This window comes from Tetragenococcus halophilus subsp. halophilus DSM 20339, assembly GCF_003841405.1.
GTDB lineage: Bacteria > Bacillota > Bacilli > Lactobacillales > Enterococcaceae > Tetragenococcus > Tetragenococcus halophilus.
Map to the genome: position 1 here is coordinate 101873 of NZ_PXYA01000003.1, position 12095 is coordinate 113967.

At 36.0% G+C, this 12095-nt stretch carries 14 protein-coding genes and 1 pseudogene; 5 read left to right on the forward strand and 10 right to left on the reverse strand.

What is annotated here, in order from left to right:
* Positions 1-255 precede the first annotated feature (255 nt).
* The 4 genes from C7K42_RS10190 to C7K42_RS10205 are packed head-to-tail and all read left to right on the forward strand — an operon-like array spanning position 256 to position 3519.
* On the forward strand, positions 256-1659 hold the full coding sequence (locus tag C7K42_RS10190) for an oxaloacetate decarboxylase subunit alpha (RefSeq protein ID WP_014124183.1): 1404 nt from the start codon (positions 256-258) through the stop codon (positions 1657-1659).
* 18 nt (positions 1660-1677) lie between these two features.
* A complete protein-coding gene (locus C7K42_RS10195) occupies positions 1678-1959 on the forward strand; it encodes an OadG family protein (RefSeq protein WP_014124182.1) in 282 nt (93 codons plus the stop codon).
* A 29-nt stretch (positions 1960-1988) separates the two neighbouring features.
* Complete coding sequence (locus C7K42_RS13320) at positions 1989-2366, forward strand: biotin/lipoyl-containing protein (RefSeq protein ID WP_061841345.1); 378 nt, start codon at positions 1989-1991, stop codon at positions 2364-2366.
* Positions 2367-2388: 22 nt separating this feature from the next.
* Complete coding sequence (locus tag C7K42_RS10205) at positions 2389-3519, forward strand: sodium ion-translocating decarboxylase subunit beta (RefSeq protein ID WP_014124180.1); 1131 nt, start codon at positions 2389-2391, stop codon at positions 3517-3519.
* Between the two features lie 102 nt (positions 3520-3621).
* On the opposite strand, the gene C7K42_RS10210 is transcribed toward C7K42_RS10205, so the two are convergent.
* The 3 genes from C7K42_RS10210 to rpsP all read right to left on the reverse strand — a co-directional run bounded on the left by C7K42_RS10210 (position 3622) and on the right by rpsP (position 4670).
* Positions 3622-3876 carry a hypothetical protein gene (locus C7K42_RS10210; RefSeq protein WP_014124179.1) on the reverse strand — a complete coding sequence of 85 codons (255 nt, stop codon included), beginning with the start codon at positions 3874-3876 and terminating at the stop codon, positions 3622-3624.
* A gap of 258 nt (positions 3877-4134) precedes the next feature.
* Positions 4135-4383 (reverse strand): KH domain-containing protein, encoded by a 249-nt coding sequence (locus C7K42_RS10215; RefSeq protein ID WP_061841346.1) that lies wholly within the window; start codon positions 4381-4383, stop codon positions 4135-4137.
* A gap of 11 nt (positions 4384-4394) precedes the next feature.
* On the reverse strand, positions 4395-4670 hold the full coding sequence (gene rpsP, locus C7K42_RS10220; protein ID WP_014124177.1) for a 30S ribosomal protein S16: 276 nt from the start codon (positions 4668-4670) through the stop codon (positions 4395-4397).
* 260 nt (positions 4671-4930) lie between these two features.
* Between rpsP and C7K42_RS10225 the strand changes: the two genes are divergently transcribed.
* On the forward strand, positions 4931-5527 hold the full coding sequence (locus tag C7K42_RS10225; RefSeq protein ID WP_014124176.1) for a flavodoxin family protein: 597 nt from the start codon (positions 4931-4933) through the stop codon (positions 5525-5527).
* A 104-nt stretch (positions 5528-5631) separates the two neighbouring features.
* Here C7K42_RS10225 and C7K42_RS10230 read toward each other — a convergent pair whose 3' ends face one another.
* The 7 genes and pseudogenes from C7K42_RS10230 to copZ form a co-directional block, all read right to left on the reverse strand.
* Positions 5632-7338: an ABC-ATPase domain-containing protein gene (locus C7K42_RS10230; protein ID WP_103099683.1), complete on the reverse strand. Its 1707-nt coding sequence runs from the start codon at positions 7336-7338 to the stop codon at positions 5632-5634.
* A 185-nt stretch (positions 7339-7523) separates the two neighbouring features.
* Entirely contained in the window at positions 7524-7745 is a 222-nt protein-coding gene (locus C7K42_RS10235; protein WP_014124174.1) for a CsbD family protein, read from the reverse strand.
* A 95-nt stretch (positions 7746-7840) separates the two neighbouring features.
* Positions 7841-9267: pseudogene (ffh, locus tag C7K42_RS10240) on the reverse strand (signal recognition particle protein).
* A 15-nt stretch (positions 9268-9282) separates the two neighbouring features.
* Positions 9283-9621 (reverse strand): putative DNA-binding protein, encoded by a 339-nt coding sequence (locus C7K42_RS10245; RefSeq protein WP_014124172.1) that lies wholly within the window; start codon positions 9619-9621, stop codon positions 9283-9285.
* A 278-nt stretch (positions 9622-9899) separates the two neighbouring features.
* Positions 9900-11078 carry a pyridoxal phosphate-dependent aminotransferase gene (locus C7K42_RS10250; protein ID WP_041591775.1) on the reverse strand — a complete coding sequence of 393 codons (1179 nt, stop codon included), beginning with the start codon at positions 11076-11078 and terminating at the stop codon, positions 9900-9902.
* 164 nt (positions 11079-11242) lie between these two features.
* On the reverse strand, positions 11243-11770 hold the full coding sequence (locus C7K42_RS10255) for a prevent-host-death protein (protein ID WP_014124170.1): 528 nt from the start codon (positions 11768-11770) through the stop codon (positions 11243-11245).
* Between the two features lie 113 nt (positions 11771-11883).
* Entirely contained in the window at positions 11884-12093 is a 210-nt protein-coding gene (gene copZ / locus C7K42_RS10260; RefSeq protein WP_014124168.1) for a copper chaperone CopZ, read from the reverse strand.
* Positions 12094-12095 lie beyond the last annotated feature (2 nt).

Here is a 12095-nt window from a genome sequence, read left to right on the forward strand (position 1 = left end):
AAATACACAACAACCGGTTTCAATAATTTTTTAGCAAAAGTACACTTAAAAAACATTAAAAGTATTTTATCCTATTCATAAAAGATTCCAAATTCCCTATTAAACTATATAGCTATAAAACAAACATAAATAGCAATGTATTTAAAGTGTTTTTTTCGATGATGTTGGTTGACTGAGTTTCATTATCCCGTAGAATGAACTTATATGCGTTAGTAATTTAAGCAAGATAAAAATAAAATGGAGGTAAAGAAAAAAATGAGTAATAAAACCATTAATTTCATGGAAACTGTACTAAGAGATGCTCATCAAAGTTTAATGGCAACCAGAATGTCAACAGAAGATATGTTACCCATTGTTGAAAAACTAGACCAAGCTGGCTATACATCTCTAGAATGTTGGGGCGGCGCTACTTATGATGCTGCTATTCGTTTTTTAAACGAAGATCCTTGGCAAAGATTGCGTGAAATTCGGAAAAGAGCGAAAAATACTAAGCTTCAAATGTTGTTAAGAGGACAAAACTTGCTAGGTTACCGTAATTATGCTGACGATGTTGTTGAAAGTTTTGTCGCCAATGCAGCTGAAGCCGGCATAGATATTTTTCGAATTTTTGATGCATTGAATGATACTAGAAATTTGAAGACTTCACTTAAAGCAGTCAAAAAAGCGAATAAACATGCTCAGCTAGTGATGTGTTACACTATCAGCACTGTTCATACAGTGGAATATTATAGTAAACTTGCCCAAGAATTAGTTGATATGGGCGCTGATTCTATTTGTGTCAAAGACATGGCTGGCATTATGACACCAGAAGTCGCTAAAGAATTAGTCACTGAGCTGAAAAAAGTAACAGATATTCCGATTGAAATTCACACACACGCTACTAGCGGAACTTCTGAAATGACTTATTTAGCTTCAGTTGAAGCCGGCGCAGATATTATCGATACAGCTATTTCACCATTTGCAAGTGGAACAAGCCAACCTGCTTCCGAAACCATGGCCTATGTCTTAAAAGAATATGGTTACAACTTAAATGTTGATTTAGATGCAATGGAAGAAGTAGCAGAATATTTTAAACCCATCAAACAAAAATATATCGATGAAGGAATCTTTGATTACAAGATGATGGATGTAGAACCTAAAGCTTTATTTTACCAAGTACCTGGCGGCATGTTATCCAACCTTTACTCTCAATTGAAACAAGCCAACGCAACAGATAAATATGATGAGGTATTAAAAGAAGTTCCCGCTGTACGTAAGGATCTGGGCTATCCGCCATTAGTTACACCAATGAGTCAAATGGTCGGTACACAAGCGGTATTTAATGTGATTGCTAAAGAACGTTACAAAATGGTGCCAAATGAAATTAAAAGTTATCTTCGGGGCGAATATGGGCAATCTCCTGCTCCTGTAGATGAAACTGTACGAAAAAATATCATCGGCGATGAAACAGTCATGACAGATCGTCCAGCGGATCATTTAGAACCAGAAATGGAATCATTGGCTGCTGAGTTAGGCGATTTAGCTAAAACTGAAGAAGATGTATTAACTTATGCTTTGTTCTCGCAAGTTGGTTTAACTTATCTAAAAAATAAATACTCTAATAAACCAGCGGACGGTAAAGAAGATGACATTACAAAAATTAAAGTAACGCAGATATAATAAAGAGAGGGTGTCAGAATGGCAAACTTTACAATAATCGATGGACTAATGCTAATGATAGTAGCTATGGCTGCTGTATTTACTGTATTAATCGGTTTATGGGGAATTTTAACCATCGTAAAAAATTTAGTTGACAAAGAAAATAATAATCAACCCCTTCCAGCAAATAATCAAGAAGATCTTTCTGCAAGTCAAGAAAAAAGTCCAGTAGAAACTGCTAGACAAGAAACAATCCCACCTGAAAAAGTAGCACTTATTATGAGTTTAGTAGTTGATAAATTTAAAAGAGATAGAAATTAAACAAATCATCATTAAATGGAGGAATGAAAATGAATAACTACGAAGTAGAAATCGATGGTAAATTATATAGAGTAACAATAGAAGAAATTAGCGAAAACGAGCGAAGCGAACCAAAAGAAGCAGTCCAAACGCAAAGTCAGCCACAACAATCACAAGAACAAACGCAAGCTTCTCCTGCCCCTACAGCAACATCAGGAGGAGAAAGTGTGACTGCCCCAATGCCTGGAAATATTTACAAAGTACAAGCAAAAGCTGGACAAGCCGTAAAAGAAGGCGAAACAGTCATTGTCTTAGAAGCAATGAAAATGGAAAATGAAATTGTCGCACCTGCAGACGGTACCATTTCAGCAATTAACGTAACTGAAGGTCAAGCTGTTGAAGCAGACGATGTTTTATTTGAACTATAATTTCTGAGGAGGTACCAAGTCTATGTTAGATATAGTAAACGAATTGGTTCAAAGCTCAGGAATACTTAGTATGACTTATAAGGAATTGATTATGATTATCATCTCCCTTATTTTCTTATACTTAGCTGTTCGAAAAGGGTATGAACCATATTTATTAATACCGATTGCTTTTGGTATACTGTTGGTTAATCTGCCATTAAGTGGATTAATGGATGAACCAGCCAATGGTGAATCAGGAGGTCTTTTATATTATCTTTATCAAGGAATTGATCTAGGAATATACCCTCCATTGATATTTTTATGCTTAGGTGCATCAACGGACTTTGGCCCGCTTTTAGCAAATCCTAAGACATTACTTTTAGGTGGTGCAGCACAATTTGGTATTTTTAGCGCCTTCTTTTTAGCTATTGTCGTAGGGATGTCCCCAGAAGAAGCAGCTTCTATTGGAATTATCGGGGGTGCCGATGGACCGACAGCGATCTATGTAACAAGTCAACTAGCCGACCATATTTTGCCTGCGATTGCCTTAGCTGCTTATTCTTATATGGCTTTAGTTCCTATTATACAACCGCCTCTTATGAACTTACTCACGACTGAAAAAGAACGTAAAGTTAAAATGGAACAACTGCGTACCGTATCCAAAAAAGAAAAGATCTTATTTCCAATTATTACCACACTTTTTGTTAGTTTACTTATCCCGTCGGCCACAACCTTGGTTGGGATGTTGATGTTGGGTAATATTATCCGAGAAAGTGGTCAAGTTCCTAAATTATCTGAAACCTTACAGAATTCCTTTATGTACATTGTTACAATCATTCTCGGCGTTTCAGTAGGAGCAAAAGCTACAGGAGAAACCTTTTTAACATGGTCAACAATTGTCATTACCATATTAGGCTTGATTGCCTTTGCAGTGGGAACTGTTTCTGGTGTGTTGATAGGAAAAATTATGTATAAGATGACCAACGGACAAATTAATCCTTTGATTGGCGCAGCCGGAGTTTCGGCCGTTCCAATGGCTGCTCGTGTTGTGCAAAAAGAAGGAATTAAAAATAATCCAAATAATTATCTTTTAATGCATGCGATGAGTCCTAACGTTGCTGGTGTCATCGGCTCTGCTGTTACTGCAGGTGTCTTATTGTCCTTCTTTGGATAAAAGCGCATTTAAAATAATATTTACTAAAAAACTGCTAGTAAAATAACTTTACTAGCAGTTTTTTGATTAAATTTAAAGTTTAAAATAATTGAGTTTAATTTTTTACTGAATCAGCTGGCCAAACCATTGAATCAGTCTTTGCCACATGGTCATTAGAAAATGGTAAAACCGTTCCGAAATATTGTCTACATTAAAAATATTGCCGATTTGGTCCACTACATTAGCAACTTCGATCCGATAAACCCAAAGTAAAAAAATAAAAAGCACAAGTGCTATAAAACGTGAAAAACAGCTTCTTGCTCGCATAGTCCACGCTAGAAGAAAAAGTCCAATAGCAAAAGCAATAAGTGTCTCCATACAGACGCCTCCTCTCTACTTATTATGATATACATTCACACAAAAAACATCCACCTTTAGCCGTATTTAAATAGCTAACTTTATATATTCAATTTCAAATAACTAACAAAACACTAAATAGCCATTTCTCCTATTTCTTTGAGCTATCGCTACTCATTCAACATGGGTTTCTCATTTTCCTGTGCTATCATCTTTTTCTATGTATTATTTTTTTATAAATAAAAAGCAAAAACCATCGAGTGATGATTTTTGCCTTTATTACTCTTTGCCATCTAAAATGTTCAATCGTACTTTTTTACGATCGTCAGTTTTCACACTGTAAACAATGATTCGAATTGCTTTTGCGATACGTCCTTGTTTACCAATGATTCGTCCAACATCAACTGGCGCAACCGATAAATTATACTCGAAAAATTTATCAGTTTCATCAATTTCGACTGACACTTGATCAGGCTGGGTAACTAAGGGACGAACGATCGTTAAGACCAAATCGGTCAAATCTGTCATAGTTAGTCACCTTATTTCTTAGCGTTTTTTGCGTCATGATGCTTTTTCATAATTCCTTCTTTAGAAAGGATATTACGAACAGTATCAGATGGTTGAGCGCCTTTGGCTAACCAATTCAATACAGCATCTTCTTCAATTTTCACTTCGCTTGGTTCTCTCAATGGGTTATAAGTGCCCACAGTTTCAATAAAACGACCATCACGTGGTGAACGTGAGTCTGCTACTACAATACGATAAGTTGGGCGTTTATTATCTCCCATACGTTTTAAACGAATTTTTACTGCCAATTTTACACCTCCATTAATTTTGATCACAAAGTGTAGTTTAACAGCTTTTGCATATAGTGTAAAGAGTTTTTTCTTTACAGACTAATTTTTTTATATAAAATCTCCATGCATTTTCTTTGCAAAACACGCTAACTTTTTATAAGATAATATTTGTAAAATAACTTACAAAAAATAAGTAAATAAATTGACATTTTTATTCTTTTGTTTTAACTTATTAATTGTAAGTAAAATTACGAGCAAATTTAAAGGAGAATGTTTTTATGACAAAAATTTCAATTATTTATTACAGTTCCACAGGTACAAACTATCAATTAGCACAATGGGCAAAAGAAGCAGTAGAAAGCATAGGTACTGAGGCTCGTTTAGTTAGAGCACCTGAATTAGCGCCCGATTTTGCAATAGATGCAAATCCTGCTTGGAGAACTCACTATGATGCAACACAAGATGTCCCAGAAGTAACTTCAGAAGATATCAAATGGGCAGACGGCCTTATCTTTAGCGTTCCTTCTCGTTTTGGTGTAATGGCTGCACAAATGAAACAATTTATCGATACACAAGGCGGAATATGGGCAACTGGTGAAACTGCAAATAAAGTTGTAACAGGTATGACTTCAGCTCACAATGCTCATGGTGGACAAGAAGCTACACTTCTATCTCTTTATATTCAAATGATGCACTGGGGAGCTATTATTGCAGCACCTGGTTATACTCAACCTGAATATACCACTGCAGGAGGTAACCCTTATGGAACTTCAGTGACTGTAGATGACAATGGCAACATGATAGAAGATGTTGAAGCCGCTGTGAAAAAGCAAGCTCGCAATGTCGTAGATATCGCTAGCAGAGTCAACGGATAAACAAAATAGTTTTTACAAAAAAAGCTTTGGTCGATTTTTAAATCTGACCAAAGTTTTTTTCATTTTAAAATTGTTATAATTATCATATCAAAACTTTACTTCAATTAACTTTTTATTTTCAATCCACGATAACGATTAATTGCAGCACAAAGTTCTTGCTTACGAGCTAAAGCCAAATTCCCAGGATGTCCACCATAAGGAGAAATCGCATCTAATCCAAAACGATCAATATAGTCATAAACTTGATCCACTGCCTGAGTAAGTGTCACTTGCTCATTGAGTAATTCTTTTTGGAAAAAATCAATCATCATTGCTATACAGTTGGCTTGACTGTCATCAACAAGCTGTTCTAAGCCAGAAATATCAATCGGTTCACGTCCGTATAAAATAGCATGTTGCCCTTGTGATTTTAGGCGGGCATCTTTTCCCTTCTTAGAAAAACTAGATTTTAATGGAATTCTTACTGGTGTCTCGCCAAATTGACTATCGGTCAGTTTTTCCCTTTGATATCCAGCAGAATTTGCAATATCTTTGGCTGTTTTTGTCACATCTTTAAGATGATATTCATCCATCATAAGAATTTGATCGGCTTCTTCAAAATAGTCCCCTGAACCACCCACAATAAGTATGGTAGATACACCTAATGTATCATATAGGGGACTGACTTTATCGGTAAATGGCGTAATAGGTTCTTTATTTGGTGCAACTAATTGCTGCATCCTACCGTCGCGAATCATAAAATTGGTAGCAGAAGTGTCTTCATCAATTAACAATAAAGAAGACTGAGCTTCCAAAGCTTCCATTACATTAGCCGCTTGAGAAGTACTGCCACTAGCATTGTCCGAGGTGAACTGTGTCGTATCTTTTTTAGCTGGTAAATTATTAATAAAAGCACTAATGTTTACTTTTTCAATATTCCGACCATCTTCAGCCCGTACTTTAACAGCATCTTGACGTGTGATCACCATTTCTCTGCCATCACCGGCAATATGATGATATACACCACGTTCCAAAGCTTGTAAGAGCGTAGACTTCCCGTGGAAGCCTCCTCCCACAATCAAAGTCACACCTTCTGGAATTCCCATCCCTGTAACAGTTTGTCCACTGGGTAGATCCAAGGTAATCGCAAAATTTTCAGGACTCGTAAATAAAATCGCATCTTTTAGCGGTCTATCAGAAACACCACTTTGCCGTGGCAAAATAGAATCATTTCCCACAAAAGCTACTAATCTTTTACGAGCTAATTCTTCTCTAATATATACTTGATCTAACATCAATGTCACTTGTTTCTTTAGTGCTTTCTGATCTAGATTGCGGTAAAACAGTGCCTGTTTGACAACTTGTGGCAGGACTTTATTAAAAATGTGTGCCGCTGATTTTCCTAAAATTGTTCTGCCAGCAGCAGGTAAACCGACTTCAAAACGAACTTCTATTGACTCGTCATTAATGGAGACCGACGTTCTTTCTAAAATTTCCTGCTCACAACGATCTATAAAAACTTTTCCGTTGGTTCCGGCTCCTTTAACTGCTCGATTGAAAGGCTGTAATTTTTTAAAAAAGTTTCTTGTCAAAAAATCTGAAACAGCAATTTTTTTATATTTTGAGTCAAGCCATTCATCAGGGATATCAAGAACACTTCGATCAATAATTATTCGTGCTTTGGTTGGTGGGGCATAGGGATCAACTTGAACATGATCAATAGACAGTTGATAGTTATCGAACTGATACCTACCTTGCGTGCGTTTGTATGCACCATATTTTTGCCCATCTAGTGATTTTAATAATCTTTCAAATTCTGTTGCTTTTTTCATTTAGAAAAGCTCCTTTGACATTTGCATCAATTTAACTATTGTTTAAAAATATTATATATATGATCTAACGGGGCGTATTATAATTTGAATATTTTCCAACGTCAAATCTAAACATTTGATAATACAAAGGTAGAAACTTAAAAAATAACGAAATAGCCATTGACTATTTCGTTATCTCTGCTCTATTATTCGTTATTTCCAGAATCATTATCTTGTGATTCATCTTTTTTTTCATCAACTTGCTCATTTACTTTGTCTGCTGCTTTATCAGCAGCTTCTTGTGCTTTGTCTTTTGCTTTACCGAGACCTTGTTGTGCTTTTCCTTTTAGTTCTTCAGTACTATCACCTGTTACTTTTCCTTTTGCCTCGGTGAATTTCCCTTTTAAATCATCTTTATTTGTACTCATCACATCGTCTCCTTTCTGATACTGTTATAATATCATGCTTTATTAAACACGACAAACAAAAAGGTGTCAGCATTTCTTAAAACATTAAAATACTTCTATTTCTTTTTTTTCTTCTTTTTCTTCTTCTTATTTTTTTCATTGAGCGGTTCATTGCCATTTTGCCAATTTTTCCCTTAACACCGCCGCCGAGCATCTGATCCATGCCCGGAATACTATCCATGTTTCCTTTAGACATTTGCTGCATCATCTTACGAGACTCTTTAAACTGTTTGATCATACGGTTGACCTCGATTACGCTATTTCCTGAGCCAGCAGCGATTCGTCGTCTACGACTTGGATTCAACAGATCAGGATCTTCACGTTCAGCAGGCGTCATAGAATAAACCATCGCCTTTTTACGTTCCATATCCTTAGGATCAAATTGCACATTATCTATTCCCGGCATTTGATTCATCCCTGGGATCATTTTCATGATATCTTCCATCGAGCCCATATTGGATAGCTGGTCCATTTGTTCAATAAAGTCATTGAAATCAAATGTATTTTCTCGCATTTTTTCAGCCATCTCTTCGGCTCTTTGTTCATCATAATCTTGTTGCGCTTTTTCAATCAGCGTCAACATGTCGCCCATGCCTAATATTCGACTAGACATCCGGTCAGGGTGAAAGACTTCCATATCAGTTAATTTTTCACCTATTCCGGTGAACTTAATTGGCGCGCCAGTGACAGAGCGAATCGATAGCGCCGCACCCCCACGTGTGTCACCATCTAGTTTTGTAATAACAACTCCTGAAATACCTAATTGTTCATTAAAACTTTCAGCAACATTAACGGCATCTTGTCCTGTCATGGCATCAACAACCAGTAAAATTTCATTAGGTTGCGCAATGTCTTTAATGTCTTGTAATTCTTCCATTAACGCCTCATCAACATGCAAACGTCCGGCCGTATCAATAAGTACATAGTCGTTTTTCTTTTCATGAGCCAATTCCATCCCTTGTCTAACGATTTCTACCGGGCTTTCTTCAGTTCCCATTTCAAATACTGGTACGTCTAATTGTTGACCTAATACTTTCAATTGATCTACAGCTGCCGGACGATAAACGTCACCTGCGATCATCATAGGACGCGCGTTTTCATTTTTTATCAAATGATTGGCTAGTTTACCGGCAAATGTAGTTTTCCCAGCACCTTGTAAACCAGCCATCATGATAACAGTAGGTATCTTCGGGGCTTTATTAAGCCCTACCGCTTCAGAGCCAAGTGTTTTCGTCAGCTCTTCATCAACGATTTTCACGATTTGTTGAGCAGGCGACAAGCTTTCTAATACTTCTGCACCCACCGCACGTTCACGAACATTTTTAGTAAAGTCTTTAACTACTTGTAAGTTAACATCGGCTTCTAGTAAAGCTAAGCGGATTTCCCGCATCATTTCTTTTACATCAGACTCCGAAATTTTTCCTTTTTTCCGCAGCTTTTTCATCGCTTGCTGCAGGCGGTCTGTTAAATTTTCAAATGCCATATATTGTTCCTTCCTTTATTCATCGATTTCTTGAATATCTTTTACTAAATTTGTCAAAGTTTCATCTGCCGGATAATTTTGTTTTATATAATCAGTTAGCTGATCCAACAGCTCACTTCGAATTCTATAATCTGAATACATTGATAGTTTATATTCGTAGTCTTCTAAAATTTTTTCCGTTCGTTTTATATTATCATACACAGCCTGACGGCTCACGTTAAATTCTTCGGCAATTTCTCCTAAAGAAAAATCATCTGCGTAATATAACTCCATATAATTCATTTGTTTTTTTGTTAACAATGTGGCGTAGAATTCAAAAAGTGTATTCATACGATTTGTTTTTTCAATTTCCATTTTATTCATCTCCGCCTAATTATCGCTATTACCTCAAGGTTGAAACAGATATATTTTTCTGAGAAAACCATTCATCTATTCCTCTAAAAATAAGTTTCTCTTTCTAACCAAGCCGCCTACTATTATACCATTTTATGTACTATTGCAATAGTCCTTTTATCCATTCCTAAAATAAAGATATATTTTTTAACAATCCTTTTGCTTAAAAAAAGAAAAAAATCAAACAATTTAGATTTACTCAAGGCAAACACCAAATTGTTCGATTCTACTTTTATCCACTACGCAACTTTATTGTTTTGCATATAATGTTCAATCCGTTTCATCGCTTCTTCTAAATCTTGCATACTAGCTGCGTAACTCAACCGTACGTAACCCTCTCCACCTACGCCAAAAGCAGCACCAGGAATAATTGCTAAGCTTTCTTTTTCAGCCAAGTCTACACAAAATTCCATCGAGTTTTTTATATAACCTTCTGGAATTTTTGCAAAAATATAAAAAGCACCGGTCGGTTTAGCTACTTCATAACCTAAACGATGTAACTCTCCATAAACAAAGTCACGACGTTTGCGATATTCTTCTTTCATAGGTAAAGCATCATCAAATCCGTCGGTCAGCGCATTCACAGCGGCTAACTGTGCCGAAGTGACTGCCGAAGTAACCAAATATTGATGGGTTTTTATAATTTGTTTCGTCAATTCTTCCGGCGCAAAAATCAAACCTAAACGCCAGCCAGTCATCGCATGGGATTTAGACAAACCATTAAGTAAAATCGTTTGTTCACGGAGATATTCGGCAATGGATACATGTTCTCCTTCATAAGTTAATTCACTATATACCTCATCACTAATGACAAAAACTGAATACTTTCTCAATACATCAGCTATAGCTTTAACTTCTCCACGAGAATAAGTCACACCGGTTGGATTGCTTGGATAATTTAACACAATCGCTTTGATTTCATCTCCGTATTTTTGTAATGTTTCTTCTAACACTTCAGGTGAAAGAATAAAATCGTTCACGCTTGTGTCAATATAAATAGGCTGGGCTCCTGTTAAGGTAATAATAGGTTCATAGCCGGGAAAAATTGGAGAAGGTACAATCACCTTATCACCAGCTTCTAAGACACTTATTAAGCTTGCAGCGATTCCTTCTGTCACACCAACACTAACTAGTACTTCTGATTGAAAATCATAGGATAAATTATATTTGTCATGAACAAACCGAGCAGCTGCTTTTCTAAGCTGGGCAACACCAGACATCCCTGTATAGTGACTGTAATTTTCTTTTATTGCGTTAATTCCTGCCTCTTTAACATGCTCAGGCGTATTAAAATCTGGTTCACCTAATGTTAATTTCAAAATATTGGGTATCGTTGAAACACGTTCATCAAATTGACGGATCATAGAAACCGCGATTTGATCTAAACGTGGATTAAATCTTTGAGAAACGTCTGCCATTTTTATCATTCCTTTAACATAAACTTGTAATTCTAGTTGTTGTTATCCTATCATAATTTAGACTAAAAACGTAGAAAATTCAAAAATTTCTCATTTTTCTTTTTAAAAAAAAGAGGCCGAAATAGAAATTTACAATTTTACTTCTTTCAGTCTCTACACTCATTTTATTTTATATAAATTTTGTCCACTATTAAGTGATCAGATAAGTGCTCGCTTTTATCCTGTTTACCCATAATTTCAGCAACAACATTTTGATCATTTGATTTTTGTCGCAATTGATAGACAATTTTTCCAGACTGTCTTAGCTCATTGATCATATCTGTTACACCGCCAAACCCAGTTTTCCTAGTAATAAAACCATTGGAAACCATACGCTCATCTAACGTTTTTGCTGAAATACTGGAAGCTGTCATTAAACTGTTCTGTAAGCGTTGATATAATTCTTCTAAACCTGTATCAACAAAGTGCTCTTGCGGTGTGCTTGAAAAATCTTTTGTCTCACTGCGTAACGCATCTAACTCTTGTAATAAAGTTTCATATTGATTTTGTGTGAGCATGACTCCCGCTACTTTTTCTCTATTAAATACATACACAGCAGTACCTGCTTGTTTGGCTTGTTCAAATACCTCCATAGGTGAGCGTTTTACTTCTGTAATAGAAGAAGTTGGCACTTCAAGCTTTTTTAATTCCATTGCACTGCCCTCCTTTTTTCATCAAATTTATTATAGCATAGGCAGTTGGGAGGTTTACAGTTTCAAGTAATAAAAAATGAAGAATGCTGATTCACATCCTTCATTTTTTAACCTTAAACTGCTTTAGCTTTATATCCAGTATCGTTAATTTTTTCTGCAATCTGCTCACTATTAACTTGTCCTTCATCAAATTTAACTGTACCATTACTTCTTTTCAAATGTATCTTTACTTTTTGAATGCCCGGTAGTTCATTAACCGCATTTTCAACGCGTGCAACACAATGACCACAACTCATTCCTTCGATAGAAAACTTCTGCTTCATAC

Excerpts from the sequence above, each read along its gene's own strand:
- C7K42_RS10190 (WP_014124183.1), top strand. The coding sequence starts at position 256 with ATGAGTAATAAAACCATTAATTTCATGGAAACTGTACTAAGAGATGCT.
- C7K42_RS10195 (WP_014124182.1), top strand. The coding sequence starts at position 1,678 with ATGGCAAACTTTACAATAATCGATGGACTAATGCTAATGATAGTAGCT.
- C7K42_RS13320 (WP_061841345.1), top strand. The coding sequence starts at position 1,989 with ATGAATAACTACGAAGTAGAAATCGATGGTAAATTATATAGAGTAACA.
- C7K42_RS10205 (WP_014124180.1), top strand. The coding sequence starts at position 2,389 with ATGTTAGATATAGTAAACGAATTGGTTCAAAGCTCAGGAATACTTAGT.
- C7K42_RS10210 (WP_014124179.1), bottom strand. The coding sequence starts at position 3,876 with ATGGAGACACTTATTGCTTTTGCTATTGGACTTTTTCTTCTAGCGTGG.
- C7K42_RS10215 (WP_061841346.1), bottom strand. The coding sequence starts at position 4,383 with ATGACAGATTTGACCGATTTGGTCTTAACGATCGTTCGTCCCTTAGTT.
- C7K42_RS10225 (WP_014124176.1), top strand. The coding sequence starts at position 4,931 with ATGACAAAAATTTCAATTATTTATTACAGTTCCACAGGTACAAACTAT.
- C7K42_RS10230 (WP_103099683.1), bottom strand. The coding sequence starts at position 7,338 with ATGAAAAAAGCAACAGAATTTGAAAGATTATTAAAATCACTAGATGGG.
- C7K42_RS10235 (WP_014124174.1), bottom strand. The coding sequence starts at position 7,745 with ATGAGTACAAATAAAGATGATTTAAAAGGGAAATTCACCGAGGCAAAA.
- C7K42_RS10245 (WP_014124172.1), bottom strand. The coding sequence starts at position 9,621 with ATGGAAATTGAAAAAACAAATCGTATGAATACACTTTTTGAATTCTAC.
- C7K42_RS10250 (WP_041591775.1), bottom strand. The coding sequence starts at position 11,078 with ATGGCAGACGTTTCTCAAAGATTTAATCCACGTTTAGATCAAATCGCG.
- C7K42_RS10255 (WP_014124170.1), bottom strand. The coding sequence starts at position 11,770 with ATGGAATTAAAAAAGCTTGAAGTGCCAACTTCTTCTATTACAGAAGTA.
- copZ (WP_014124168.1), bottom strand. The coding sequence starts at position 12,093 with ATGAAGCAGAAGTTTTCTATCGAAGGAATGAGTTGTGGTCATTGTGTT.